Source organism: Terribacillus halophilus, from assembly GCF_900101385.1.
Taxonomy (GTDB): Bacteria; Bacillota; Bacilli; order Bacillales; family Amphibacillaceae; genus Terribacillus; species Terribacillus halophilus.
On record NZ_FMZB01000001.1, the window covers coordinates 26,263 to 51,444 of the forward strand.

Here is a 25,182-nt window from a genome sequence, read left to right on the forward strand (position 1 = left end):
ATGAGGTGAACAGATGAGTAATGAGCCTTCTTATAAGAACAGGAAAGTGATTACAATCGGCATTGTGAGCGAGCTGACTGGTCTGACCGAACGCAAAATTCGTTATTACGAGGAACGCAAGCTCATTTTTCCGGAACGTTCAGCGAAAGGGAATCGCAAGTACTCTTTTTCAGATGTAGAGCAGTTGATCGAAATCGCCAACAAAAGGGAAGAGGGTGTGCAAACCTTCGAAATTCGCCAGCAGATGCTGAGAGACAAAAGGAAGGAAGCGGAACGAGAGAGCCGTCAGCAAATGCTGCGTGGTCAAATCAATGCCCGCTTTGGTATACAAAGAGAATAGATATGGTGTACTTATGTGTTGGGAGGCCTTGTACACAGGGGAGCCGGATGTCTGTCATCCGGCTCTTTAGCATTGCTTGAATAGTGCAGTACATGATTTCGCTGCGTTTTAAGAATCCACGACAGGATCTCCCTAACCTTTACCGGTGATACATGGAAATTAATGATGATCTTTTCTAAATATAATTAGCCGTCTTATCCAGGGGAGAATTTGTCATTTTACGCAGGATTGACATAGGAAGGAAGCAGAGTTCTGTCGGTTGCTGCAGCTTGATCAATCGTTTGTTTTAACGCACTGTGATCATGTAAGTGAACCATACTGTCAGTGCAGCTAAATAAAACAGCTTCATATATATAGTTCATATCCAACTTGCCTATGTGACGACCAGAAACAATTTTTCTATAATTTTTGAAATTATATTGACAATCTTTAGATTGGAAGGTAAAGTAACAAACAGATCAACAACAAAAGTATAATGAAATTCTTATCAAGAGCGGCGGAGGAACAGGTCCTATGAAGCCCGGCAACCAGATCAGTGATCAGGTGCTAATTCCTGCAGACGGCGAGAAGCTGTACTGAGAGATAAGAGAATTAGTGCATACATATACATGCGCCTCTCTTAATCCAGAGAGGCGCTTTTTTATTGTGGTTGATAACAGCGAAGAAAAGGGGAGAACAACATGAAAAAAATCTTAAGCTTTGGACTTATCGGATTATTAGCATTATTTTTAGCGGCATGCGGCAATGATAAATCTGCTGCCCTGGCAGATGACAAAATATTGGTCGGCGTCAGCGGCGGGCCGCATGAGCAAGTCATGGAAAAAGTAAAAGAACTTGCTGCAGATGAAGGTATCGATGTCGAAATCAAGACTTTTAATGATTACAATACACCAAACAGTGCATTGGATGACGGAAGTTTGGATGCGAACAGCTATCAGACACTTCCTTTCCTCGAAGATCAAGTGAAGAATCAAGGTTATGAATTGGAAGAGGTATTCAAAACGCTAACGTTCCCGATGGGGATTTATACAGACAAAATTTCGGATATTTCCGAATTGAAAGAGGGCGACAAAATCGCTGTGCCGAATGATCCTGCCAACGAATACCGTGCGTTGAAACTCTTTGAGACAGCAGGAGTATTGAAGGTGGACCCAGACGCTGAGAACTCTGCAACAGCAAAAGATGTCATCGAGAATCCATTGAATCTTGAAATCGTTGAATTGGATGCTTCCCAGCTTCCGGCCCAGCTACCGGAAGTGGCAGCAGCGTCAATCAACACAAACTTCGCCATGGGTGCAGACTTGAATATCAATGACGATGCAATCTTTGCAGAGGAATCGGAAAACAACCCGTGGTCCAACTACTTCGTTGTCAGATCAGCGAACAAGGACGATGAGGTTGTGAAGAAGCTTCAAGAAATCTACCAGTCAGATGAAGTAAAACAGTTTGTGGAAGATGAATTCAAAGGATCCGTCGTTCCAAGCTGGTAAGGGGGAAGCAATATGATCGAACTAAAAAATGTATCTAAAACCTTTACCACCGGCAAGAAAAAAGTGGAGGCGTTGAAAGACGTCTCCTTGAAAATCAATAAAGGTGAAATCTATGGCGTGATCGGATTCAGCGGAGCAGGGAAAAGTACCCTGATCCGCTGTGCCAATTTACTGGAGCGCCCGACTGAAGGCGAAGTATGCATCGACGGTGTAGATCTTACCAAACTAAAGAAATCACAGCTTCGTAAGACAAGAGGAAAAATCGGCATGATCTTCCAGCACTTTAATCTGCTGACGACGGCAACAGTATACGAGAATGTTGCTAGACCACTGAAGCTGAGTAAAGTGCCGAAGCACGAAATCAAGGAACGTGTTGATAAATATCTGAAAATCGTTGGCCTGGAAGAAAAGAAGCATGTTTATCCGGCCCAATTGTCTGGTGGGCAGAAACAGCGGGTAGCTATCGCACGAGCTCTTGCGCAAGAACCGGAAGTGCTGTTAAGTGATGAAGCAACAAGTGCTTTGGATCCAAATACGACGTCTTCCATCCTTGAATTGCTGCTCCGAGTGAACAAGGAACTTGGCATCACCATCTTCTTGATCACCCATGAACTGGACGTCATTCAGCGTATATGCGATCGTGTCGGTGTCATGCACCATGGGGAGCTGGTGGAAGAAGGATCTGTTATTGATGTCTTCACCAAACCGGAACATCCGCAGACACGGAAATTTGTCTTCGATGAAGCGAACTTCCAAGTTCCGGACAGCGTGAAGAAAGGACTTTCTGCCACAGGACGTCTCGTTTCCCTGACGTTTATTGGAGAAGCTTCGAATGAGCCATTCCTTGCCGCTATCACAAAGAAATTCGATGTTGTGCCAAGTATACTGGCAGGCGGAATCGATCAGCTGAAAGCTAGCTCTGTCGGTAAGCTGCTGATCCACTTGCAAGGGGATGCAGCTGAAGTGGAGAGGGCGATTTCGTACTTGGAAGCTCAGCATGTAACGGTTGAGGAGGTGGCGTCATGATTGCCGAGTTCTGGACAGAATGGGGTACGGACATCACGGAGGCGTTTTGGCAGACACTGCTGATGACGGGTATATCATTGGCTATTTCAATCTTGATCGGCTTACCACTGGGAATTTTGCTGGTCATGACGAGGAAAGGCGGTCAGGCAGAGAATCGCGTATTCTATTCGATTGTGAATACAATCATCAACATCATCCGATCGATTCCTTTCATCATCCTTTTATTCCTGCTTCTGCCTCTGACCCGGGCATTAATCGGAACCACAATAGGTGTGGAAGGTGTCATCCTTCCGCTCGTCGTCTATACAGCGCCATATATCGCGCGATTGATGGAATCGGCATTATTGGAAGTGAATAAAGGTGTCATTGAGGCGTATGAATCGATGGGGATATCAACTAGTAAAATAATTTGGAGTGTCATCCTCAGGGAAGCACGTTCCACGATGATCTTAGGTTTAACGATCGCAACAATTGGTTTGATCGGTGCCACTGCAATGGCAGGTCTGGTAGGTGCTGGCGGTCTAGGAGATTTGGCATATCAATATGGTCACTTGCGTTTTGAGCCTGTAGTCATGTATGTAGTCATCATCATCCTGATCATTCTAGTACAAGCAATGCAGACGTTAGGGAATGTCTTGGCGAGACGTTTGCGTAAAGATTAAAAAACACGCTTGGTTATCCAAGCGTGTTTTTGTGTTATATCAGAAGAAAATATTCAAGATGTAATACATCAGACTACCTAGACAAGCTGTGATCGGCAAGGTAATGAACCAAGTGATGACCATGCGTTTCGCAGTACCCCAGTTTACACCTTTACGTCGGTGAGCCGCACCAACCCCCATGATGGAGGAAGAAATAACGTGTGTCGTACTGACTGGCAAGTGAATGTAAGTGGCGCCGAAAATGATAAACGCTCCAGTCAAATCAGCAGCAACGCCATTGACTGGACGGATCTTCATGATCTTACCGCCAACGGTTTTGATGATTTTCCAACCACCTATTGAAGTCCCAAGCCCCATCGCAGTCGCACAGGCTGCTTGTACCCAGAATGGGATATCAGATGTTGTGTGCAATCCTGCTGTAATCAAAGCCATCGTGATGATTCCCATTGCTTTTTGGGCATCATTCGTACCATGGGTAAAGGATTGCAGTGCTGCAGTCAAGATCTGTACGCGACGAAAATTCTTGTTCGTCTTCGGTAAGTTCTTTTCCCGAAATATCAGCTTGATGATATTATATAAAATGAAACCAACAATAAAAGCCAGAATCGGGGAAATAATCAATGCTTGCAGGATCTTAAAGAATCCATCCAAATTGAGAATGGCAAATCCGCTCGACGCAATGACTGCCCCTGCAAGAGAACCGATGATGGCGTGGGAAGAACTGCTCGGGATACCGTAGTACCATGTAATCAAGTTCCATGCAATACCAGCGATCAAGGCAGCCAGAATCACAACAGACCCATTGACGATGTCGTTCGGATTGGCGATATCACTTGTTATTGTTTTCGCTACCCCAGTAAAAGTCATGGCACCAACGAAGTTCATGACAGCCGCCAGGATGATGGCATGTCTTGGTTTCAATGCTTTCGTTGAAACAGAAGTAGCAATGGCATTGGCTGTATCATGGAATCCGTTGATGAAGTCGAATGCCAGGGCGAAGATGACGGTTAGAATGGTTAATACTAATAAAACATCCATTGTTTATGCCTCACGCATTCTTCATGATGATTGTTTCAAGAATATTTGCTACAGATTGGCAGCTGTCGGCGATTTCTTCCAGGATATAGTACAATTCTTTGTACTGAATGACCTTGATAGGATCCTTTTCGTTCTGGAAGAGTTGTTTCAAGGATTTACGGAAAATCGTGTCACAGTTTTGCTCGTGTTCTTTGATTTTGATTGCATGTTCCTGGATTTCCTTAAGTTTATTATGAGATAGCAGATCGATTGTACGCATGATTTCCTTTGCACAAGAGCGGATTTCTTCGGTAAATTGATCGATGAAGCTATCTGAAGAATAGATGCCGTATGTGTCCATCATTCCAGAGAATTCTTCTATTCCATCGAGTACATCATCCAGGCTGTTCGTCAGCTGAAGGATGTCTTCGCGTTCGATAGGTGTAATGAAGGCATGGTTCAATTCCTTGATGATCGTATGTACAAGCTGATCACCTTTTGTCTCGAATTCCTTCAATTTATTGGAGAACTCGGATAAAGTCGCTGCATCTTTAACTTTATACGTTACGAAAAACTCAGCAGTCTCATCAATATTCTTTGCTATATCGGCTAAAAGCAAAGAGAATTTGTCTTGTTTCTTCTTGAACATTACAAAACCTCCGAATGGTGTGTGAATAAGGTTGTTCCTGGGAACATATAATGATATTTTTTTGTAAACTACTCTAGAGATTGTAAACTTTTTATTAATAATTATCAACGTTTTCGCGTGAATTTTGTCGAATGAGGTGCACTTGGCTACTATTTGTTATAGTTGTATAGAAGGGGTGAAATTATGCAAATCTCCATTACAAAGCCTGCATCGAACTGGTTTGTTCAAGAAATGGATCTTGAGCCAGGCAGTGCGGTGCGTTTCTATGTCCGCTATGGCGGACTTGGAGGCATTAAAGAAGGATTCTCACTCGGCATAACTGCGGAACAGCCGAATGACCCGATTGCAAGTGAAGAGGTACAAGGAATCACGTACTTTGTCGAGCGCTCGGATGCGTGGTATTTCGAAGGGGTAGACTTAAGTGTCAAGTACTCACGCAAATGGGATGATATCCAATATGAATATCCTTCGCATGATTAAAAAATGAGCAAAAGCCGCATGCGGCTTTTGCTTATTTTTGTTCCCGTGAAGGTAGCAATGGAGCAGCATTATCTTTTATGCCAACCATTGCGAGCAAGGAAAGCAGGATTCGCTGAGGGCCGTAAAAAGCGTCAGTCGGATCGAAGAATTCCTCTAGCGTATGGTGTCCGCCGCTATTGCCGCCACCACCAAGTGTCAGGGCGGGGATGCCAAGACTGATTGGCACATTTGCATCGGTACTCAGAGGTTCTTCCCGCTCGACCTCGAGGCCAAGAACTTCAGCAGCCTGCAGGGCGATCTGACGAATCGGCGCATCTTTTGGCTGGCTGCCTGCAGGTCTGTCCCCGACAAGTTCACACGTTACAGATATGCTGCCGGGCTGCTTTCGTGCTTCGCCCTCTGTCTGTGCGGCCTCTTTGATAAGTGCTAATGCATTTTCCTCCAATTCAGCCAGCGCTTTACTGGATACAGAACGTAAATCAAGCTGGAAACCGGCGTCCTGGGCAATCGTATTGATGGATGTGCCGCCATGGATTGTGCCGACATTGTATGTCGTCTTCGGATCCTCAGGAACAGACATATCCGCCAATGCAGCGATAGCTCTCCCAGCTGCATGGATGGCACTTGTGGTGCCGAAGTCCCCAAAGCTGTGACCGCCTTTTCCTTTAAAGGTTACGTTGTAGCGCTTGCTTCCGACGCCGCAATAAATCAAGTCGCCCGGAGCACCCGGCTCCACAGAGATAAAACCATCCACATAGGCATTCTCATGGAAAAATGACTTCATCCCGCGTAAATCCCCTAAACCTTCTTCGCCAACATCCGCGAGGAAGATGATGTCACCTTCTGTTTCGATCTTGTTTTCTTCCAACGTGCGCAGCAATGTGAGCAGTACAGCTAAACCGCGGCCGTCATCCCCGATCCCGGGAGCGTACACAATACCATCGGCTATTTTTGCTTTTACATTTGTCCCGGCAGGAAAGACGGTATCCAGATGGGCTGCAATGACAACCGTAGGTCCGCTGCCGCGGCCTTTTCGTATACCATATACATTTCCTTCTGCATCGGTCTTCAAGTTTTCCAAGCCGAATGCGGCCATTTTTTCTTTGAAAAAGGCTGCGCGGTTTGCTTCATTGAATGGAGGAGCCTCCACTTCTGTCACTTCTATCTGGTCATTTGTAGTCTGCTCATTATCTTGTTTGAGAAAATAAAGTGCATTACGTACTTGCTGAAGCTCTACTAGCTGTCCGAATTCCTTTGCGAAAGTCCCGCTGGTTGCTGCCATATGTCTCCCCGCTTTCCTATGGTATAAGTGAACTGTAACACAAAATCTCAATTTACTGACTATTTTAAATGCAAGAATAGTCGAAAGGTAACGATTAGTTCTATTTTTGTATTTACAAGACATAGGATGTTATGTAAAATAAGTGAACCGGAATGAATATTTATAGATTTTATTGCAAGTTTACAATATAGATAGAAAAGGGAGAATTATTATGAAATCAGTGAAGAAGCTCATGGCAGCAGCTGGACTTATCAGTATTTTGTTATTAAGTGCATGTATATCCAATGAAGAATCAAGCGGTTCCGGCGAGGGGAAACTTACCATCGGAACGGAAGCAACATTCGCTCCTTTTGAATTGATGGAAGGGGACAAAATCGTCGGATTTGATGCAGACTTGCTGGATGCAATCATGAAAGAAGCAGGGCTGGATTATGAATATAAAAACACTGGCTGGGATCCGATGCTTGTTGGGGTAGAGGATGAAACGCTGCAAGCCGGAATGGCTGGTATTACAATTACAGATGAAAGAAAAGAATCATACGATTTTTCTGCGCCATATTTTGAAGCAACACAGGTGATTGCTGTACCGGAAGGATCAGACATCCAATCGGCCGAAGATCTTAGCGGACTCAAGGTCGGTGTACAAAACGGTACGACTGGTGATGAAGCAGCGCAGAAGTTGGTTGGAAAAAACAGCAGTGACCTTTCTAAGTATGATTCATCAGCAGCAACGATGATGGCATTGCAAAATGGTGACGTTGAAGCTGTTGTAACAGATATTGCAGTAGCACAGCATTATGTGAAAAACAACCCTGATGCCAACCTTACTTTAATTGAAGACGAAGATAATTTTGAGAAGGAATACTATGGCGTACTGCTTCCGAAAGACAGTGAGCATAAAGAAAAGATAGATGAAGCAATCCAGACGATTATGGAGAACGGAACGTATGAGGAAATCTATCAGGAATGGTTCGAAGGCACACCGGATATCGAAGCTCTGGAAAGCACACAGCCATAAGAAGAATCATATAGCGTAACGATCATAACCGTTACGCTATATTTACGTTTTGTTTTATCAGCTATACTGAGGTGAGAGAGATGGATTTTAGATGGGAAATTATTAGCGAATATTTGCCTTTCTTCATGAGAGGTTTAGGTTACACGATCCTGGCATCTTTGATTGGATTCCTCATTGGTGCTTTAATCGGCCTGGTGATCGGAATGGGGAAAAGCCTGTCCAATCCGATACTCCGGCTGCCGTTCATTTGGTATGTGAATATTTTCAGAGGCACCCCGCTGCTCGTACAGATTTTCTTGATTCATTTTGCGGTGATGCCTATTTTCATTAAGCCGCCAGAGCCGCTAATATCCTTGATTGTGGCATTGGCATTGAATTCTGCTGCGTATATTGCAGAGATTTTCCGTGCCGGCATCAACTCGATCGATAAGGGACAGCGTGAGGCCGCTTATAGTCTCGGTATGAGTCACGCGCAAGTGCTGCGGCATGTCGTCCTCCCGCAAGCATTCAAACGCATGATTCCGCCGCTTGGCAATGAATTCATCGTCTTGGTGAAAGATTCCTCGCTTGGAGCAGTCATTGCAGCGCCGGAACTGTTTTACTGGGGCAGAGTGGCAGTTGGGGCGTATTCCCGGGTTTGGGAGCCATATTTAGCTGTAGCCGTTTTGTATTTTGTCGTTTGTTTAGTATTATCATATGTACAGAGCTTTTTAGAAAGGAAGTATGCGACAGATGATCAGCGTAAAAAACCTAAAAAAAACCTTCGGCGAACTCGAGGTACTGCGGGACATTAACGTCGAAATAAAAGAAAAGGAAGTAGTCGTTGTCATCGGTCCTTCCGGTTCCGGCAAGTCCACTTTCATACGCTGCCTCAATCGGATCGAGGATATCACGGATGGTCATGTTTATATAGAAGGAACAGATATCTCAAATAAAAAAGTTAATATCAATAAAGTGCGGACAGATGTCGGTATGGTATTCCAGCAGTTCAACCTGTTCCCTCATAAAACAGTATTGGAGAATATCATGCTTTCCCCAATGGTTGTGCGCAAGTGGAAGAAGAAGGATGCGGAAGAGAAAGCACTGGCATTGCTGCGCAAGGTCGGTTTGGAGGATAAGGCAGGCGTTTATCCAGAGTCCCTTTCCGGCGGACAGAAGCAGCGGGTTGCCATTGCCCGTGCCTTGTGCATGGAGCCGAAGGTGATGCTATTCGATGAACCGACGTCTGCATTGGACCCGGAAATGGTCGGAGAGGTGCTTGAGGTCATGAAACAGCTTGCCCAGGAAGGGATGACAATGATCGTGGTCACCCATGAAATGGGCTTCGCGCGCGAAGTGGGTGATAGGGTCTTGTTCATGGATGGCGGCTATATCGTGGAAGAAGCAAAACCGGATGATATTTTCAGCAATCCGAAGGAAGAACGGACAAAGGCTTTCTTAAGTAAAGTACTATGACAAGTACAGCCAGTGCATGCATGCACTGGCTGTTTCCTTATAAAAAGGGCGTCATATTATCTTACAAGTTTGCTGTCATCCTTTATTCCCCATGCTAAAGTAAAGATAAGATTTTCGGGTAACAAACGAACTGTAACCAATAGGCAACATTCGTCATGTTCTCGGTTAATCCCTCTCATTTGCAAGCAGAATGCATTGTTCGGCTTGTCTTACAGCTTGTACAGGTGGTATGTTGCGTGGCATATCCGACTGTGCAGGCTGTTTTTTTTGTGCTTTTTGCTGAAATAAGGAAAATTGTGCTGGACATGCTATGAATTTGTAATCATTTAGCACGCTCCTGCGTATGATGGGTCTATAGAAATGACAGGAGTGGCGCAATGTATAAATTAAAAGTCGTAGATGCTAGCAAGATATTCAGACGCGACGGACAGGAAGTTGTTGCATTGCAGGAGACAACAATGCAAATACCTGCTGGACGCTTTGTCAGTATTATTGGCCCCAGTGGCTGCGGCAAGTCGACACTCTTTAATATGATTGCCGGGCTTATCAAACCGACTACTGGAAAGATCCTTTTGGATGGGCAGAATATTGTCGGTAAGAGTGGTTATGTCGGTTATATGCTTCAAAAGGATTTGCTGCTGCCGTGGCGGACGATTTTGGATAATGTGATTCTCGGTTTGGAGATCAAAGGTATATCGAAGAGGGAGGCGAGAAAAAGAGCGCAGCCATTACTGGAAAGGTATGGACTGCAAGGATTTGAGAACAATTATCCTCCGGAGTTATCCGGCGGAATGCGCCAGCGGGCGGCGTTATTAAGGACATTGCTGTATGATCAGGACGTCATTTTGCTGGATGAACCATTCGGGGCGCTGGATGCCCAGACCAGACTCCAGATGCAGGAATGGCTGCTTCGTATTTGGGAGGACTTTCAAAAAACAATTCTCTTCATCACCCATGACATAGATGAAGCCATCTTCTTGTCAGATGATATTTACGTCCTGTCTCAGCGTCCGGGGAAATTAAAGGCAAAGATCCATGTGGAACTGGAACGTCCCCGTACAGAGGAAACGCTGCTATCGGATGAATTTAGATCATTAAAGCAAACATTGCTGGATTTGCTTAGAGAGGAACCGAGAGAGAATGGCACAACCTGAAAAGAAACGCTACATCGAGGACGAGAAAAAACGCCAGCAGCGAATGAAACGGATAGTATTTGGAGGGCAGATTGGTCTGGGGGTTCTGGTGATTGTGTTGTGGGAGGTCCTGACACGATACGAAGTGATGGATCCATATTATTGGAGCAGCCCAAGTACAATCTATGAAACTGCGAAAATTGCTTTTTTGGAAGGCACGCTTTGGAATGATTTAGTCTATACATCGCTTGCTACATTGGCCGGCTTTGCATCAGGGACATTGATTGGTTCATTGGTCGGTCTGTCTTTTTGGTGGTCGGCTTATTATTCCCGGATATCTGAACCATACTTGATCGCTTTCAATGCGATTCCGAAGCTGGCGCTTGGACCGGTCATTGTCATTTTGTTCGGCATCGGGTTCTTTTCCAAGGTAATGCTGGCGTTCCTTATGACCGTCATTGTCACCGCGCTTGCAGCACATAGCGGAATTAAAGCGATAGACAAAGATCTGGAAAAGCTGCTGTATTCCTTGGGAGCCAAACGCAGACATGTGTTTACGAAAGTGGTCGTTCCGACAACGATGCCTTGGATCGTAAGCAGCCTGCGAATCAATATCGCATTGGCGCTTGCCGGGACGATCGTTGGGGAATTCATCAGTTCCCGTCAAGGAATCGGCAGAATGATCCTATATGCAGGACAAATTCTGGATATCGACCTTGTGTGGGTCGGTGTCGTCGTATTGTCGATATTGTCCTTGCTCATGTACGCAGGGACAGTCAGTTTGGAGAAGTTATTGCTGCGCGGTCAAGAACCGAAACAATAGGAGGTGTCCCATGGGAAAAGCGCGGTTGTTTGGTGTGTTCTTTTTGGCTGTCCTGCTTGGCATGCTGGCAGGCTGTTCGGGTGGCGGCAGTGGGGAAGGGAAGCTGAAGAAAATAACCATTGCTGAACCGGTGCATTTGACCGGCTATCTGCCGCTATATGCAGCAATCCATGAAGGATATTTTGAAGAAGAAGGTTTGGATGTGGAAGTAGTCACTGCAACTGGCGGAGCGCATGTAACCACTGTCGTAAGCGGGGATGCCTGGGGAAATATCGCCGGTCCGGATTCGAATGCACTAGCCAATATCGATTCGAATGATCCAATCGTCTCTGTGGTCAACGTCGTCAACCGGGCCAATGTCTACTTGATGGCTGGCGGAGATACGCCTCCGGCGGGAGCATCCGAGGAAGAATTGGCAGCATATTTGGAAGGAAAGACAATTGCAGCAGGGCGCTATGGCGGCAGCCCGAATTTACTGACACGTTACTTGATCATGGAACTAGGCATGGAGCCAGGAAAGGATGTCCTGCTTGAGGAGCCTGCCGATGCAAGTGCAGTCGTGTCATTGGTGGAGAACGGTCAGGCGGATATTGCCAATGGCGCCGAACCGCAAATATACGATGGAATTGAAAAAGGGGTCTGGAATGAACCGTTCTACGGCTTTCCTAGTCTAGGAGATTATCCATACAGTGTCATCAGTGTGAAGCAATCTACCATTGATGAAGATCCAGAAACGGTCCAGAAATTCGTAAATGCTATTACAAAAGCTTTGAAAGCAGTGGATGAGGATGAAGAATTGGCGATGGGGGTATTAAAGAAGGAATTCCCGACAACCGATGAAGCGAGTCTCCAAGCCTCACTTGATCGAGCATATGCGGATGAGCTTTGGAGCAAGGATGGCTATATTACAGAGGAAGCAACGGATAAAACAATGGATGTGGTTACGAAAACCGGGGTGTATAAGGGAGATTATCAATACGAGGAATTGGTCAATATGGAGTTCGTGGAAAGCTTGGAATAGTTCGGGCTGGCAATCCAATTGCCAGCTTTTTTTCTTGTAAACTTGGGCAAGTTACAGCCATATAGTATGGAAGGGCAAGGATCTCTGATGCTTAAAAGTTTCTACTAGGAAACTTTATTGTTATAGTGCATAATAAAAGGAAAACAGATTGTCAGCAAAACGAGGAGGGCAACGATGGACGAAAATGTATTACTAGCCTTGGGTTTGACCTTGATGGCGGGCCTTGCAACAGGTATAGGCAGTCTGATGGGATTTTTCACTTCCACAACGAATACAAAATTCCTATCACTCAGTCTTGGATTCTCTGCCGGAGTGATGATATATGTCTCGATGGTCGAAATCTTCGTCAAGGCAAAAGATGCCCTCACTGGCGCGATCGGTATCCAGGCGGGCAACTGGGCCACGGTGGGGGGATTCTTTGGCGGCATGATTCTCATCGCGCTGATTGACAAAGTGATACCGAAGCAATCCAATCCGCATGAAGGCAAAAAAGTCGAGGAGATGGATAGTCCGGTTCAGAATCAGGCTTTGCTCAAAATGGGTACTTTTACTGCATTGGCCATTGCAATTCATAATTTCCCCGAAGGGATTGCTACCTTCACTTCTGCTTTGCAGGATCCGTCACTGGGGGTAGCCATTGCCATCGCCATTGCAATCCATAATATACCGGAGGGGATTGCTGTTGCCGTCCCTGTCTACTTTGCGACAAACAATAAAAAGAAGGCTTTTGGTCTTTCTTTCTTATCTGGACTGTCGGAACCCGTAGGTGCCATTCTTGCTTATCTTGTTTTGATGCCGTTTCTGAATGATATAATGTTCGGGGTCATTTTTGCTGCCGTGGCAGGGATCATGGTCTTTATCTCACTGGATGGATTACTGCCAGCCGCCAAGAAATATGATGAAGGCCATACGTCGATCTATGGATTGATCAGCGGCATGATCGTGATGGCAGTCAGCTTGCTATTGTTCATCTGAATCAAGAACCGTTTGCTTAAGCAGACGGTTTCTTTGTGTATAATAGGAGGAAACAGGAGGGATGCCCAATGGGAAGTAAACTCGTGGAAAATAGCAAGAATGCCTTGATCAGCAGCCTGGCGCTTGGAAGAGGAGAAACATTGCTGATTGTTACGGATGACAGCAAAAAGGAGCTGGCAGAAGCTCTTTACGCAGCGGGCAGATCAATCGGGGCGGAAACATTGCTGCTAGTCATGCAGGACAGGGAGAAATCCGGTCAGGAACCGCCAAGCGGTATTGCCGAAGCGATGAAGCATTGTGATGTGGCTGTGTGTATCACGGAACATTCCCTGACCCATACACAGGCGAAAAAGGATGCGGTTGCAGCTGGTGTCCGTGTCGCAACGATGCCAGGGATTACATATGATATGTTTTTGGAAGGCGCAATCAGTGCAGACTATGATACAGTTGAAAGGTTGACATACGAAGTTACCGAGAAATTAAGCCGGGCACATCAAGTGTGTGTGGCAAAAGACAGGGAAGAATTGGTGTTTTCCATCAAAGGCCGCAGCGGTGTTCCTAGCACAGGGATTTACCGGAAAAAAGGGCAATCCGGTAATCTGCCTTCGGGTGAAGCTTTCATTGCACCATTGGAAGGTACAGCTTCTGGACGTATTTGGATCGATGGCTCGATTTCAGGTCTTGGCAAGCTGGAGGAACCGATTCTCCTCACAATCGAGGAAGGGCGTTTGACAGCAGCTACCGGCAGGCAAGGGGACATGCTGCTGCAGATGCTGGGAGATGGTCCTGGCCGCAATGTTGCCGAATTCGGTGTCGGTACGAATGACAAAGCACGAATCACCGGTAACGTTTTGGAGGACGAAAAAGTATATGGAACGATCCACGTTGCTTTTGGAAGCAACAACACATTCGGCGGTGTTGTATCAGCCGGCGTCCATATAGATTGCGTAGTGAAAACCCCGACGGTCTTTCTGGATGATGTATTGCTCTTGGAAGATGGGAATATGAAGCGCGGCTAAATCGCGCTTCTATGGCATAACGCACAATAAAAGCGCTTACATTTTGTGCAAGTGACAAATGGAATCAAAAGTCGAAAAGAGGTAAAGTAAAGATATACAAAAAGGAGGCGCTTACATGGCAAAGATAGAGTTGAAAAATATCCAAAAGGTCTACGATAAAAACGTAACGGCAGTTGAAGACTTCAACTTAGAAATAGATGACAAAGAATTCATCGTTTTCGTTGGTCCCTCCGGCTGCGGAAAATCGACTACTTTACGGATGATTGCTGGTTTGGAGGAAATCTCAGGCGGTGACTTCTATATGGACGGAGAACGAATGAATGACGTCCCGCCAAAGGATCGGGATATCGCCATGGTATTCCAGAACTATGCGCTTTATCCACATATGAATGTATACAACAATATGGCTTTTGGTTTGAAGCTCCGTAAATTCAAAAAGGATGAAATCGACAAACGTGTCCAGGAAGCCAGCCGGATCCTTGGGCTGACAGATTATCTGAACCGGAAGCCAAAAGCACTATCCGGCGGTCAGCGCCAGCGTGTAGCACTGGGGCGAGCGATTGTCCGGGATGCGAAAGTATTCTTGATGGATGAGCCGCTTTCCAACTTGGATGCAAAGCTGCGGGTGCAAATGCGGGCAGAAATCCAGAAGCTGCACCAGCGCTTGCAAACGACTACTATTTACGTAACGCATGACCAGACCGAAGCAATGACGATGGCGAGTCGGCTTGTTGTCATGAAAGACGGTATCATCCAGCAGGTGGGGGCGCCGAAGGATGTTTACGATAATCCAAATAATATGTTCGTTGGAGGCTTCATCGGCTCACCATCCATGAACTTCCTCAACGTGACCATCCAAGATGGCAAAGCGAAACTGGGAAATGTCACATTCCAGCTTCCGCCGGAGAAAAAGCAGATGCTGCAGGATGCGGGGTATGGCAGTGGGGAAGTCGTGATGGGAATCAGACCGGAACATATCCATGATGCCGATTATGAAGAAAGCCTGGCGTATGCTCATGAAGTAGAAGCGACAATCGATGTTGTCGAATTGATGGGGGCCGAAAGCTTCCTCTACGCTGATATGGCCGGACAGGAGTTCGTGGCCCGAGTGGATGCCCGTTCCGATATCAAAGGCAAGGATAAGCGCAAGCTGCTATTCGATATGAGTCAGGTGCATTTCTTCGATAAAGAAACAGAAGGTCGAATCACCGAAGCAAACGCAGCCTCTCAAGTTTCCTGATGTAAAGACTGCGCCCAGTGGGTGCGGTCTTTTTATGATAAAATGAGAGATAATGGAAGGAGGGAATTGATGGACAGAAGATATCCCATCGGTCAGTTTCATGTGGAAGTACCTATTTCGGAAGAACATACAAAACAATGGATAGAAGAGATCAGCCAGCTGCCTGAGCAGTTGTCCCTGCTCGTGAAGGGGCTGTCGGAATCTGAGCTCCTGTATACATATCGGGAAGGTGGTTGGACTATCAAGCAGCTAATACATCACCTCTCTGATAGTCACCTTAATTCTTACATCCGCTTCAAATTGGCGCTGACAGAAGAAAATCCAATCATCAAGCCTTATGAAGAATCAAAATGGGCCGAGCTTTTAGATTATGAAATGCCTCCTCAATCCGCCTTGGATTTACTCGCAGCCATCCATCGGAAATGGGTCGTGTTGCTTCGCTCACTTAGCGCTGAACAGCTTGAACGAACATTCCGGCACCCGGAATCCGGAGAAGTGAATTTGAAGGAGAACATTGGCATCTACGCTTGGCACGGCAAGCATCATTTAGCTCATATCCGCTTGGCCTTGGAAAACGACCATAAACAGTAAAAGAGTATCCTGCGAGGATACTCTTTTTTATGTTACGTGGTTTTACTTAGATAGCAGGAAGGAAATAACTATGTAGATAGATAAAGGAGTGGATGACGGGATGGATGCATCATTGGACGGAAAAGTAGCGGTTGTAACCGGGGCGGGGTCTGGTATCGGAAAGGCTGCTGCAAGAATGCTCGCTGACAACGGTGTCAGGTTGGGACTATTCGATATGGATACTAGCGCTGTTGAGCAAACCGCTTCTGAAATTGAGGAAGCGGGCGGAACGGCAATAGGCGCTGCAGTCGATGTTTCGGATAGCAGCCAGCTCAAACAGGCATACAAACAAATGCTTGATGCGTTTGGACGGTTGGATATCGTCTTTGCCAATGCAGGCATCAATGGTACGCTTTCTGCTATTGAACACTTGCCCGAGGAAGATTGGGATAAGACACTTGGAACGAATGCGAAAGGCACTTTCCTGACGGTCAAGCTCGCCATACCGCATATGAAAGAGCGGGGAGGGAGTATCATCATCACCAGCTCGATAAATGGAAACCGAACATTCTCTGGTTTCGGAATGAGTGCCTATAGTGCATCAAAAGCGGCACAGACGGCTTTTGGTAAGATGGCCGCCTTGGAGCTATCCAACTATCGCATCCGGGTGAATGTCATCTGTCCAGGAGGAATAGAGACCAATATCGACAAACGAACGAAGAAGGATGAAGAGCATTTGGCGGAAATCACCATCCCGAAAATATTCCCTAAGGGACAGCATCCATTGAAAGGAAGACCTGGAAAACCGGAAGATGTGGCATCGATTGTCTGCTTCCTGGCATCCGATGCTTCTGGACATATGTCAGGAAGTGTTCTCTACGCAGATGGCGCGGAGACATTATTATGATACTTGCAATGCGAAAGTTAGGAGGACGAGTAGGTGTTTGATGTTATCATTATCGGCGGCGGGATTGCCGGAGTTCAGGCTGCCATTCAGTTCGGCCGCTATCAGCGTGAAGTCCTCGTACTGGATAAACGAAACGATGGCAGATCCCATTGGTGTAAAAGTTACCATAATTTAATAGGCTGGCCCGATGGGGTTTCGGGCAATCATTTGCTGGAGTTGGGCCGTCAGCAAATGGAATCATACGGCTGCATCAAGGTCGAACAGCAGGAAGCGGTGGAGGTAGAAAAGTGGAAAGGTGGGTTTACAGTCAAAACAGCAGGTGGCCAAACCCATGATGCGAAACTGCTGCTATTTGCCACCGGCATAACGGATCGGATACCAATCAAAGAGCTATATCCGCTGCTTGGCACGGATGTATATGTTTGTCCTGATTGTGATGGATACGAAATCAGCGGGAAGCGGACTGTAGTTGCCGGATCAGGTGAAGCTGGGGCGCATTTGGCTGTCATGCTTTCCTACTGGTCCAATGATATTGTCTATATCAATCATGAACAGGAGCCGGTTTCGGAGGAATCATTCGAGAAATTGAAGAGTCACTCAATTGAGTATCACGAACAGCCGATTCAAGAGGTCGTGCTCAATGAAGAGGAGCAATTGGAAGGCTTCATGATAAATGATGGAGAAAAACTGTGGGCGGAGAAAGCTTTTGTCGCTTTCGGTAAAAACCGAGTGAACAGCAAGCTTGCAGAATCATTGGGTGTGGAGCTTCACAAGAACAAGCATATCGAAAATAATCCCCGAACGAAGGAAACGAATATTGAAGGCGTCTGGGCTGCCGGAGATATTACGGTGCATTCCGAACAGGTCAGCATTGCAATGGGGGACGGTATGCAGGCAGCCATCTGGATGCAAAAGCGTTTATTGAAGACAAAATGAAAAGACAGAGCAGCTTAGGCTCTGTCTTTTTGATGTTCATACTTATCGTTTGCTTTCGTCACAAGCTCGCTATCTTTAGGCTGCCCGCTGATACGGGACAAAGCAGAAACAACGCCTTCAGCCTTGATGCGTTCTTGCAATTCTTTTGCTTCCTCATCGCCTTCTGGATCGAATTCCAATGCATAAGCGATGGTGGTAAGCAGCGCATCAGCCGATTTGCCTTTATCCAGCAATGCTTGTGCTGGATAAACCAATCTATCTTTCGGGCCAAGCTTGCGGATTGGGCCGCGGCCTACACGTGTCAGCCTATCGGAAATGTATGGATTTTGATAACGCTGCAGTATTTTCGCAATGTAGTGGGCCAAATCATCTTCCTCAAAGCCCCATTTTTCCTGCAGCAGGGAACTGGTTTCTTCCAGAGCCTGTTTCGCAAGATTTAGGATTTCTTCATCCTTTATTGCTTCGATGATGGTTGCGTAGCCTTTGGCATAGCCTGCATAGGCAATGGCTGCGTGACCTGTGTTGACTGTAAGCAGTTTTCTTTCGATATATGGTTCCAAGTCATCGACAAAGGTAATAGCTTCTATAGCAGGGAGGTCGCCTTGCCAGTTCCTTTTCTCCACAACCCATTCAAAGTACGGCTCCACTTGAACAGTCAGCAAATCCTGCTGCTCCTGGATTGGTACGATTCTGTCAACGGCTGCATCGCAGAATGCGGTATAGCTTTCTACCAGCTCGACATCCTGCCCATCAACATGTGCCATGACAAACTCACGCAATTGACTCGAGCCACGGATCATATTTTCGCATGCGATCACGTGGATCGGTTTGGGCTGTTTGGCACGCTTGACAAGTCCTTTGGCGATGACTGGTGCTACATGTGGCAAAACGGATGGACCTACTGCAGTGGTGACCAAATCCGCCTCCGCGATCGCCTTGATGACAGCTTCTTCTTCTGTTGCACTGTTCAGTCCGGTAACACCAGTAATGGTCTCGGCATGTGTTTCTTCCTGTGCATAAATCACCTCATACTGCTGCTTTTCTTTTAGAGCAGAGATTATATCGCTATTCACATCCGCGAAAGTCACTTGGACGTCAGCATGAGAGAGAAGTGCGCCTATAAATCCTCTGCCGATATTGCCGGCACCAATGTGTACGCTTTTCATTACACATCCACCTCAGAGAACATGTCAATGATCTCTTGTTTGCTTGTTGCATGGACAAGCTTATCGATGTTTTCCTCCTCTGAGCAAACGATGGCAATTTGTGAAAGGATATCCAAGTGTTCGTTGTTTTTGCCGGCAATGCCGAAAACAAGTTTCACTTCATTGCCATCGAATGTAACGCCCTGGGGCGCCTGGATGATCGAGATACCGGAAGCAAGAACCTCATCTTTTGCCTCTTCTGTACCATGTGGTATTGCTACGAAGTTACCCATATAAGTGGAAGTCAATGCTTCGCGTTCAATCATTTTGTCCACATATGTTGTGTTGACGTAGCCATTATCCACAAGGATCTGTCCGGCTTTCCGGATAGCATCCTCCTGATTTTCCAAGGTTGTGTTCAATAGAATATTTGCTTCTTGTAATACTTCCATGATTACCCTCCTAAATGATCTGTGAATTGCTGGATGTGGGCAGTAAGCAGCTGTGCCAATTCCTTGCTGAGTGCCTCCTGATCTGCAGCGCGGATCAGAGGCTGGATATGTTCTTCCAAAATGAAAATGCTGATTTTGCTGAATAGCTCGTAACAGCTCAAAGGCAAATTGTCCGGTGCAGCAAGGATAAAAAGGCGGTCAGCCTCCATCACTTTATTATCCATCCCCTTTATTATGACAGGAGAGGAGAGCACCATCATCCAAAATGCAGGCTGTTCGATTTTGCTGTTGCGGCTGTGGTACAGGGCCATCCTTGTTTCAGGAATTCCCATACCTCCGAGTTCATCCCTTTGCTCAAGCAAGCAAGCGAGTATTCCTTTCTTTCCGATGATGCCAAGATTGGCAGCTTGTTGATCGATATATGAGAATAGATCCATCTTTTGCTGAAAGTTTTCATCAATTTTAAAATTATCCCAAACTGTACGTATCACAGCTGTCAATGTCTTCAGTTCCTCTAATTTTGAATCAAAAGCCGAAACGGTCGGAAGAGCTGCTGGAACCGTTTCAGCCGGTGCTGCTTGTTTTCTTTTTTTGTAAATGACCGGCAGCTCTTGCTGGATAAATGCATCCACTCGTTTGACATCGGGACCGGGCAAAAGCGGATTGACAAGTAAGTATTCCCGATGGAATTGGTCGAGGTTGATCGTCGAGATCAGCAAATCAAATCTTTCCAGTTCCAAATCACTCAATTCAAGGAAAGATGACATCGTCACTTGTGTGATTTCGGGAAATTCATTTTGCAGTCTGCTGGCCAGCATTTTGGAAGTGCCGATTCCACTCGCGCATACGACTAAGGCGTGCAATCGCTGTCTGCTTTTTTGCCTTTCCCTTGCTGAAGCGAAGTGCAAAGCCAGAAAAGCCACCTCGCCCTGTCCGAATCGATAAGTGGGGAACACTGTTTCGAGAGCTTGGCGGACAGCTGTCACGATTTCCTGATAATCTTGTTCAATCTTCTCCGTAAGCGGATTGTATGTTTGGATACCTTCCCTTGCACGGCTGATCGCTGGTTCGATATGGGCGAGCAGTCCATTGGTGAACGTTTCGTCCTTGTCCAGCTGGGGCAGCTGAATCTCGGCTGCAACCGTCTGGATGAAGGCTTGCACTTGCAGCTCGAATAGCGGGTCGGAACGATGTGTCGTTTCATTCCGCTTGGCTCCTTGAATCTGTACTGCGATATAACAGATCTCCGAAGCCGAAAATGTAATGGAGAAGGTAGTTTCCAATTCCCTGCTTAACGCTGCGGCAATCGCATATTCTTCCGTTTTTTGTAAAGATTCAAGTAAAGGATGTGATAAGGTTACCAATTTATCCTGCCGTATTCTTTGAATCGTAATACTGATATACGTGATAAGCGCAACATATGCGTTATCCGCAATGGAATACGGTAGTTTGGTCAAATGATCCATTACATATTTCTCCACCGTTGTCATGCTCTGTACTTTGATGATGTTTTGAAGGAACTGATGCAATGTTTGTTCTTCATAATCCTTCGTGAAAGAATAGATGGAAGCTTGATCCAGCTGCTCCATCATGAGCTGGACAAGTACTTTCCTCTTTTCATTCTCTTCGCCTTCCAGCTCAACTCCAACACCGCGTCTCCTTACAATGGATAGCGAATAATCAGCTAGTCTTGATTCCAATGCATCCAAGTAAACAGATATAGCTGTTTTTGATAATTGTACTTCATTTGCCAAATAGGCAACCTTAACCGGTTCGGCAGCTTCCACGAGCAAGTAAAGCAAATGGAGCAGCCGCTCTTCTTGTGTCGTATCCACTTCGATCGCATCGCGCAGCTGCTCTTGCAACGCTTCCATCTGAGCATTGTCTCCTTCGATCCGGATACCTGATCCGGTGACACGAAGCAATGATAGCTTATTCTCAGCAAGTGTCCGTTCCACTTGCTTCAATTCCCGGTGAATAGTTCGAGAGCTGACATTCAAATGCTCTGCCAGCTCTCGGATGGAGATGAATTGGTGTCTGGAACGCAGCAATTGCAGGATTATTCTTCTTTCTCTGCTGCTAACCATTTCCAAATCAATCACTCCTTACTTATGCTTGATGCTTTTTGAGGTTCTCGATCAGCTCTGCATATTTCGGACTGTTCAAGAAGTTTTCCACTGAGATATGCTCAGCATCCGGACGTTTATTGCGAGCGCGGTCTGTCAGGTTTTTCTGGGTGATGACGATATCGGCGTCATCCTGGATATTGGAGATGGCTGCATTGTCGACTTTTATATCAGTCAAGCCAGCATCTTTCATCTTCTTGCGCAGTAGGGAAGCACCCATCGCACTCGAGCCCATCCCGGCATCACAGGCGAATGTGATCTTGTTTACATTGCTGTAATCGAAAGTTCCACTGCTTTGATCTTCATGCTGTGCCGCTGTATCCAATGTTTCAGCAGCTTCATCCAAAGCACCGCCGATTTGGTTGATACCGACTGCTGCAGCAGGTTTTGTACCCTTCATTTCTTTAGACTTTGCAGTTGCTTCTTCGATATCCGTTTCGGAAGCTTTACTGCTTTTCATGATGACAGCAGAGATGGCGAATGATACCGCAGCTGCACCCAGAATACCAAGCGACAAGCCGAGGTAATCACTTGGGTTGCCCATCAAGAAGATGGCGATGATACTGCCTGGTGATGCCGCGGCACGAAGACCGACATCCATCAGGGAGAATATAAGCGTTCCGGCTACACCGCCGCCAATTGCTGCAACAATCAAAAATGGTTTCATCAGGATATATGGGAAGTATATCTCATGAATTCCACCGAAGAAATGGATGATTGCTGCACCTGGTGCAGATGCTCTTGCGCTGCCTTTGCCAAAGAGCATAAAGGCAAGCAGGATACCTAATCCGGGGCCAGGGTTAGCTTCCAATAGGAACAGAATGGATTTACCGACTTCAGCCGATTGCTCCAGTCCAAGCGGTGTGAAAATACTATGGTTGATTGCATTGTTTAGGAACAATACTTTCGCTGGTTCTATCAAAACGTTGACAAGCGGGAGAAGACCAAGTCCTACAAGCCAGTCAACACCAGCTGCTAATACATTCGTCAATCCTTCAAGCAGCGGGCCTACAAAGTAGATAGCGCCAATTGCTAATGCGCCGCCGATGATACCGGCAGAGAAGTTGTTGACAAGCATTTCAAAACCAGAACGGACTTTGGATCCGATATGCTGATCAAACAGCTTGATGGCATATCCGCCAAGCGGGCCCATCGCCATCGCTCCAAGGAACATCGGTGTATCCGGGGAACCGACAATCGCCCCCATGGTGACGATTGCCCCTACGACCCCTCCTCGGATATCGTGGACGAGACGACCACCAGTGAAACCAATCAGCAGCGGTAATAGATAAGTGATTGATGGACTAACGATTGCTGCAATTGTTTCGTTCGGGAAATACCCATCTGGTATGAATAAAGCAGTAATAAGACCCCATGCAATAAATGCGCCGATGTTCGGCATCACCATGCTGCTAAGGTAAGAACCGAATTTCTGAACACGAGCGCGGACACTGGCTTTTTCCTGTGCCATGCTTTTTCCTCCTTTTATATGTGAGCAAAATAAATGAAAAATGTAGTGCTTGCTTCTATCTTACGTCCTATGTATGCGATTTCACAACAGAAACAAACACCACCTTTGTCACTTGTCTTCCTGCCAACTGTGTCCATTCACTCAAGAATCCTTAAGGAAAATGGTTACGATATGCTGCGAATGTAAATAGGACATTTTTGTTACTGATTTCCTCTTCTGCTGGAAAAGAAACGTAAAGTTTATGAAAAAACATACAGATTTCATGAATGTATCCGATATTAAGGGTAATCAAAAATTTTTAGGAGAATGGAAATATGGATAAATCATCAATCATTGGTGTCATATTGGGCTTGATTGCCGTCGGTGTCGGTATGGTATTGAAAGGCGTAAGTCCAGCAGCACTTATCAACCCTGCTGCCATATTGATCATCATCGTCGGTACGGCAGCATCGGTCACATTAGCATTCCCGGGAAATGAATTGAAACGATTCCCGAAACTGCTTGGTGTAGTATTCAAAAACAAGCAGGAATTCGATACAAAAGAGCTTGTCCGCATGTTCTCGGAATGGTCGCAAATCAGCCGGAAAGAGGGGCTGCTGGCATTGGAGAATAGCGCTCGTGATGTAGAAGATGACTTTTTGCGTAACGGATTGAGCATGGCTGTTGATGGGGAATCACCAGAATATATCCGCAATGTGCTGAATGAAGAAGTCGATGCATTGGAGGAACGGCACGCAATTGGTGCAGCTATCTTTACACAGGCCGGCACCTATGCACCTTCACTAGGGGTTTTGGGAGCCGTTATCGGCCTTATTGCAGCCCTTGGCGACATTTCGGACATCGATAAACTAAGTCACGCCATTGCTGCTGCCTTCGTCGCAACGCTGATGGGGATTTTCACGGGATATGTCATCTGTCACCCGATCGCCAACAAACTGAAACGGAAGACACAGCAGGAAGTTCAGCACAAGCTTTTGATGGTGGAAGGTATTCTTTCCATATTGGAAGGAGAGACGCCGCGCATGCTGGAACAGAAGATGTTGGCTTACTTGCCGAGTAAGGAAAAAGCGGAATTTGCCGAAGCCGAAGAGGATGTGGCAGTATGAGCCGGAAGCGCAAGCGCAAAAAGCATGAAGAACATGTGGATGAATCCTGGCTGCTCCCGTATGCCGATCTTCTGACCCTGCTGCTGGCGCTTTTCATTGTCCTTTTTGCCAGCAGCTCGATTGATGCGCAGAAGTTCAACAAGATCTCTGATACTTTCAGCAATATCGTTCATGGCGGTGAAGGGCTGTTGGATTCCAATACGAGCATGACGCCAGGAAGTGAATCGGACTCTGCTGTAATTGATCAAAATAATGAGGAAGAAAAGAAAGAAGAGACAATAGCTGCCGAAGATGAAGAGAAGGATAACGAAGCTGCTTTGGAAGCAGCGGAGCAGGAAGAGCTGAAAAAAATTCAGGAGAAAATCGAGACATATATCAAGGATAAAGATCTCAGTGATAAATTCTCGACTGATTTGACAGACGAGGGCTTGCTACTGACGATCAACGATAATGTCCTGTTTAACTCGGGAAGCAGTGAGGTCAGTGTCAAGGATGAGGAGATTGCAAAAGAGATCTCCGACTTGCTTGTCATGGATCCGCCTCGGGAAGTAATTATCAGCGGCCATACCGATAATGTACCGATCAACACATCGTCGTATAATTCCAACTGGGAACTAAGCGTGATGCGGTCGGTCAATTTCATGAAGTTGGTATTGGAGAATGATAAGCTGGATCCACGCTGGTTCAGCGCCAAAGGGTTTGGGGAGTACAAGCCGATTGCATCGAATGATACGCCAGAAGGCAGGGAGAAGAACCGCCGTGTGGAAGTTTTGATTCTGCCGCGAACTGCCGAAACAGACTAACAGTCCTCTAAGGGCTGTTTTTTTATTATGGAATGA

Annotated in this window: 26 protein-coding genes and 1 riboswitch; of the genes, 19 read left to right on the top strand and 7 right to left on the bottom strand. The window is 46.2% G+C overall.

The window, feature by feature from the left end; all coding sequences use genetic code 11:
- Positions 1 to 13: 13 nt before the first annotated feature.
- The 4 genes from BLQ53_RS00145 (at position 14) to BLQ53_RS00160 (ending at position 3,518) form a co-directional block, all read left to right on the top strand.
- Positions 14 to 340, top strand: a complete 327-nt coding sequence (locus BLQ53_RS00145; protein ID WP_038563668.1) for a MerR family transcriptional regulator — start codon at positions 14 to 16, stop codon at positions 338 to 340.
- 481 nt (positions 341 to 821) lie between these two features.
- A riboswitch (SAM riboswitch) is annotated at positions 822 to 929 on the top strand.
- Between the two features lie 91 nt (positions 930 to 1,020).
- Complete coding sequence (locus BLQ53_RS00150) at positions 1,021 to 1,830, top strand: MetQ/NlpA family ABC transporter substrate-binding protein (RefSeq protein ID WP_093724789.1); 810 nt, start codon at positions 1,021 to 1,023, stop codon at positions 1,828 to 1,830.
- A 12-nt stretch (positions 1,831 to 1,842) separates the two neighbouring features.
- Positions 1,843 to 2,856, top strand: a complete 1,014-nt coding sequence (locus tag BLQ53_RS00155; RefSeq protein ID WP_093724791.1) for a methionine ABC transporter ATP-binding protein — start codon at positions 1,843 to 1,845, stop codon at positions 2,854 to 2,856.
- Complete coding sequence (locus tag BLQ53_RS00160) at positions 2,853 to 3,518, top strand: methionine ABC transporter permease (RefSeq protein ID WP_093724793.1); 666 nt, start codon at positions 2,853 to 2,855, stop codon at positions 3,516 to 3,518. The genes BLQ53_RS00155 and BLQ53_RS00160 overlap by 4 nt, the downstream gene beginning before the upstream one ends.
- 39 nt (positions 3,519 to 3,557) lie before the next feature.
- Here BLQ53_RS00160 and BLQ53_RS00165 read toward each other — a convergent pair whose 3' ends face one another.
- Positions 3,558 to 4,556: an inorganic phosphate transporter gene (locus BLQ53_RS00165; protein WP_093724795.1), complete on the bottom strand. Its 999-nt coding sequence runs from the start codon at positions 4,554 to 4,556 to the stop codon at positions 3,558 to 3,560.
- Positions 4,557 to 4,566: 10 nt separating this feature from the next.
- Positions 4,567 to 5,184: a DUF47 domain-containing protein gene (locus BLQ53_RS00170; protein ID WP_093724797.1), complete on the bottom strand. Its 618-nt coding sequence runs from the start codon at positions 5,182 to 5,184 to the stop codon at positions 4,567 to 4,569.
- Between the two features lie 183 nt (positions 5,185 to 5,367).
- Between BLQ53_RS00170 and BLQ53_RS00175 the strand changes: the two genes are divergently transcribed.
- Positions 5,368 to 5,664, top strand: coding sequence for a HesB/YadR/YfhF family protein (locus tag BLQ53_RS00175; RefSeq protein WP_093724799.1), 297 nt, complete (start codon positions 5,368 to 5,370; stop codon positions 5,662 to 5,664).
- A gap of 31 nt (positions 5,665 to 5,695) precedes the next feature.
- Here the strand turns inward: BLQ53_RS00175 and BLQ53_RS00180 are convergent, their stop codons facing one another.
- Positions 5,696 to 6,946, bottom strand: coding sequence for a M20/M25/M40 family metallo-hydrolase (locus tag BLQ53_RS00180; RefSeq protein WP_093724801.1), 1,251 nt, complete (start codon positions 6,944 to 6,946; stop codon positions 5,696 to 5,698).
- 208 nt (positions 6,947 to 7,154) lie between these two features.
- On the opposite strand from BLQ53_RS00180, the gene BLQ53_RS00185 reads away from it, so the two are divergent.
- From BLQ53_RS00185 to BLQ53_RS00240, 12 genes are all read left to right on the top strand, one after another.
- Positions 7,155 to 7,964, top strand: a complete 810-nt coding sequence (locus BLQ53_RS00185) for a basic amino acid ABC transporter substrate-binding protein (protein ID WP_425288278.1) — start codon at positions 7,155 to 7,157, stop codon at positions 7,962 to 7,964.
- A gap of 80 nt (positions 7,965 to 8,044) precedes the next feature.
- A complete protein-coding gene (locus tag BLQ53_RS00190) occupies positions 8,045 to 8,758 on the top strand; it encodes an amino acid ABC transporter permease (RefSeq protein WP_093724805.1) in 714 nt (237 codons plus the stop codon).
- A complete protein-coding gene (locus tag BLQ53_RS00195) occupies positions 8,697 to 9,419 on the top strand; it encodes an amino acid ABC transporter ATP-binding protein (RefSeq protein WP_093724807.1) in 723 nt (240 codons plus the stop codon). Before BLQ53_RS00190 ends, BLQ53_RS00195 begins: the two co-directional genes overlap by 62 nt.
- A gap of 377 nt (positions 9,420 to 9,796) precedes the next feature.
- On the top strand, positions 9,797 to 10,573 hold the full coding sequence (locus BLQ53_RS00200) for an ABC transporter ATP-binding protein (protein WP_093724809.1): 777 nt from the start codon (positions 9,797 to 9,799) through the stop codon (positions 10,571 to 10,573).
- Positions 10,560 to 11,375 (top strand): ABC transporter permease, encoded by an 816-nt coding sequence (locus BLQ53_RS00205; protein ID WP_093724811.1) that lies wholly within the window; start codon positions 10,560 to 10,562, stop codon positions 11,373 to 11,375. The genes BLQ53_RS00200 and BLQ53_RS00205 overlap by 14 nt, the downstream gene beginning before the upstream one ends.
- 10 nt (positions 11,376 to 11,385) lie before the next feature.
- On the top strand, positions 11,386 to 12,396 hold the full coding sequence (locus BLQ53_RS00210) for an ABC transporter substrate-binding protein (protein WP_093724813.1): 1,011 nt from the start codon (positions 11,386 to 11,388) through the stop codon (positions 12,394 to 12,396).
- A gap of 174 nt (positions 12,397 to 12,570) precedes the next feature.
- Positions 12,571 to 13,371, top strand: coding sequence for a zinc transporter ZupT (zupT, locus tag BLQ53_RS00215; RefSeq protein WP_093724815.1), 801 nt, complete (start codon positions 12,571 to 12,573; stop codon positions 13,369 to 13,371).
- 68 nt (positions 13,372 to 13,439) lie between these two features.
- Positions 13,440 to 14,390, top strand: a complete 951-nt coding sequence (locus BLQ53_RS00220) for an aminopeptidase (RefSeq protein WP_093724817.1) — start codon at positions 13,440 to 13,442, stop codon at positions 14,388 to 14,390.
- 115 nt (positions 14,391 to 14,505) lie between these two features.
- Entirely contained in the window at positions 14,506 to 15,630 is a 1,125-nt protein-coding gene (locus tag BLQ53_RS00225; protein WP_093724819.1) for an ABC transporter ATP-binding protein, read from the top strand.
- A gap of 69 nt (positions 15,631 to 15,699) precedes the next feature.
- Positions 15,700 to 16,221 (top strand): YfiT family bacillithiol transferase, encoded by a 522-nt coding sequence (locus BLQ53_RS00230; RefSeq protein ID WP_093724821.1) that lies wholly within the window; start codon positions 15,700 to 15,702, stop codon positions 16,219 to 16,221.
- Positions 16,222 to 16,321: 100 nt separating this feature from the next.
- Positions 16,322 to 17,107 (top strand): SDR family oxidoreductase, encoded by a 786-nt coding sequence (locus BLQ53_RS00235; protein WP_093724823.1) that lies wholly within the window; start codon positions 16,322 to 16,324, stop codon positions 17,105 to 17,107.
- 33 nt (positions 17,108 to 17,140) lie between these two features.
- On the top strand, positions 17,141 to 18,043 hold the full coding sequence (locus BLQ53_RS00240) for an NAD(P)/FAD-dependent oxidoreductase (RefSeq protein ID WP_093724825.1): 903 nt from the start codon (positions 17,141 to 17,143) through the stop codon (positions 18,041 to 18,043).
- A gap of 14 nt (positions 18,044 to 18,057) precedes the next feature.
- Here BLQ53_RS00240 and BLQ53_RS00245 read toward each other — a convergent pair whose 3' ends face one another.
- The 4 genes from BLQ53_RS00245 to BLQ53_RS00260 are packed head-to-tail and all read right to left on the bottom strand — an operon-like array spanning position 18,058 to position 23,237.
- On the bottom strand, positions 18,058 to 19,209 hold the full coding sequence (locus BLQ53_RS00245; RefSeq protein WP_093724827.1) for a mannitol-1-phosphate 5-dehydrogenase: 1,152 nt from the start codon (positions 19,207 to 19,209) through the stop codon (positions 18,058 to 18,060).
- Positions 19,209 to 19,640: a PTS mannitol transporter subunit IIA gene (locus tag BLQ53_RS00250; protein ID WP_093724829.1), complete on the bottom strand. Its 432-nt coding sequence runs from the start codon at positions 19,638 to 19,640 to the stop codon at positions 19,209 to 19,211. The genes BLQ53_RS00245 and BLQ53_RS00250 overlap by 1 nt, the downstream gene beginning before the upstream one ends.
- 2 nt (positions 19,641 to 19,642) lie before the next feature.
- Positions 19,643 to 21,727, bottom strand: coding sequence for a BglG family transcription antiterminator (locus BLQ53_RS00255; RefSeq protein ID WP_244499227.1), 2,085 nt, complete (start codon positions 21,725 to 21,727; stop codon positions 19,643 to 19,645).
- Between the two features lie 22 nt (positions 21,728 to 21,749).
- Complete coding sequence (locus BLQ53_RS00260; protein ID WP_093724833.1) at positions 21,750 to 23,237, bottom strand: PTS mannitol transporter subunit IIBC; 1,488 nt, start codon at positions 23,235 to 23,237, stop codon at positions 21,750 to 21,752.
- Between the two features lie 314 nt (positions 23,238 to 23,551).
- Here BLQ53_RS00260 and motA point away from each other — a divergent pair, with 314 nt between their 5' ends.
- Together motA and motB are read left to right on the top strand one after the other, a co-directional pair.
- Positions 23,552 to 24,343 carry a flagellar motor stator protein MotA gene (gene motA, locus BLQ53_RS00265; RefSeq protein WP_093724835.1) on the top strand — a complete coding sequence of 264 codons (792 nt, stop codon included), beginning with the start codon at positions 23,552 to 23,554 and terminating at the stop codon, positions 24,341 to 24,343.
- Positions 24,340 to 25,146: a flagellar motor protein MotB gene (motB, locus tag BLQ53_RS00270; RefSeq protein WP_093724837.1), complete on the top strand. Its 807-nt coding sequence runs from the start codon at positions 24,340 to 24,342 to the stop codon at positions 25,144 to 25,146. The genes motA and motB overlap by 4 nt, the downstream gene beginning before the upstream one ends.
- Positions 25,147 to 25,182 lie beyond the last annotated feature (36 nt).

What these genes read in the sequence shown, in the direction of transcription:
- BLQ53_RS00210 (WP_093724813.1), top strand. Translation starts at nt 11,386, where the DNA reads ATGGGAAAAGCGCGGTTGTTTGGTGTGTTCTTTTTGGCTGTCCTGCTT.
- BLQ53_RS00230 (WP_093724821.1), top strand. Translation starts at nt 15,700, where the DNA reads ATGGACAGAAGATATCCCATCGGTCAGTTTCATGTGGAAGTACCTATT.
- BLQ53_RS00220 (WP_093724817.1), top strand. Translation starts at nt 13,440, where the DNA reads ATGGGAAGTAAACTCGTGGAAAATAGCAAGAATGCCTTGATCAGCAGC.
- BLQ53_RS00245 (WP_093724827.1), bottom strand. Translation starts at nt 19,209, where the DNA reads ATGAAAAGCGTACACATTGGTGCCGGCAATATCGGCAGAGGATTTATA.
- motA (WP_093724835.1), top strand. Translation starts at nt 23,552, where the DNA reads ATGGATAAATCATCAATCATTGGTGTCATATTGGGCTTGATTGCCGTC.
- BLQ53_RS00165 (WP_093724795.1), bottom strand. Translation starts at nt 4,556, where the DNA reads ATGGATGTTTTATTAGTATTAACCATTCTAACCGTCATCTTCGCCCTG.
- BLQ53_RS00175 (WP_093724799.1), top strand. Translation starts at nt 5,368, where the DNA reads ATGCAAATCTCCATTACAAAGCCTGCATCGAACTGGTTTGTTCAAGAA.
- BLQ53_RS00150 (WP_093724789.1), top strand. Translation starts at nt 1,021, where the DNA reads ATGAAAAAAATCTTAAGCTTTGGACTTATCGGATTATTAGCATTATTT.
- BLQ53_RS00260 (WP_093724833.1), bottom strand. Translation starts at nt 23,237, where the DNA reads ATGGCACAGGAAAAAGCCAGTGTCCGCGCTCGTGTTCAGAAATTCGGT.
- BLQ53_RS00255 (WP_244499227.1), bottom strand. Translation starts at nt 21,727, where the DNA reads ATGGTTAGCAGCAGAGAAAGAAGAATAATCCTGCAATTGCTGCGTTCC.
- BLQ53_RS00155 (WP_093724791.1), top strand. Translation starts at nt 1,843, where the DNA reads ATGATCGAACTAAAAAATGTATCTAAAACCTTTACCACCGGCAAGAAA.
- BLQ53_RS00225 (WP_093724819.1), top strand. Translation starts at nt 14,506, where the DNA reads ATGGCAAAGATAGAGTTGAAAAATATCCAAAAGGTCTACGATAAAAAC.
- BLQ53_RS00235 (WP_093724823.1), top strand. Translation starts at nt 16,322, where the DNA reads ATGGATGCATCATTGGACGGAAAAGTAGCGGTTGTAACCGGGGCGGGG.
- BLQ53_RS00145 (WP_038563668.1), top strand. Translation starts at nt 14, where the DNA reads ATGAGTAATGAGCCTTCTTATAAGAACAGGAAAGTGATTACAATCGGC.
- BLQ53_RS00170 (WP_093724797.1), bottom strand. Translation starts at nt 5,184, where the DNA reads ATGTTCAAGAAGAAACAAGACAAATTCTCTTTGCTTTTAGCCGATATA.
- zupT (WP_093724815.1), top strand. Translation starts at nt 12,571, where the DNA reads ATGGACGAAAATGTATTACTAGCCTTGGGTTTGACCTTGATGGCGGGC.
- BLQ53_RS00250 (WP_093724829.1), bottom strand. Translation starts at nt 19,640, where the DNA reads ATGGAAGTATTACAAGAAGCAAATATTCTATTGAACACAACCTTGGAA.
- BLQ53_RS00195 (WP_093724807.1), top strand. Translation starts at nt 8,697, where the DNA reads ATGATCAGCGTAAAAAACCTAAAAAAAACCTTCGGCGAACTCGAGGTA.
- BLQ53_RS00160 (WP_093724793.1), top strand. Translation starts at nt 2,853, where the DNA reads ATGATTGCCGAGTTCTGGACAGAATGGGGTACGGACATCACGGAGGCG.
- motB (WP_093724837.1), top strand. Translation starts at nt 24,340, where the DNA reads ATGAGCCGGAAGCGCAAGCGCAAAAAGCATGAAGAACATGTGGATGAA.
- BLQ53_RS00200 (WP_093724809.1), top strand. Translation starts at nt 9,797, where the DNA reads ATGTATAAATTAAAAGTCGTAGATGCTAGCAAGATATTCAGACGCGAC.
- BLQ53_RS00190 (WP_093724805.1), top strand. Translation starts at nt 8,045, where the DNA reads ATGGATTTTAGATGGGAAATTATTAGCGAATATTTGCCTTTCTTCATG.
- BLQ53_RS00205 (WP_093724811.1), top strand. Translation starts at nt 10,560, where the DNA reads ATGGCACAACCTGAAAAGAAACGCTACATCGAGGACGAGAAAAAACGC.
- BLQ53_RS00180 (WP_093724801.1), bottom strand. Translation starts at nt 6,946, where the DNA reads ATGGCAGCAACCAGCGGGACTTTCGCAAAGGAATTCGGACAGCTAGTA.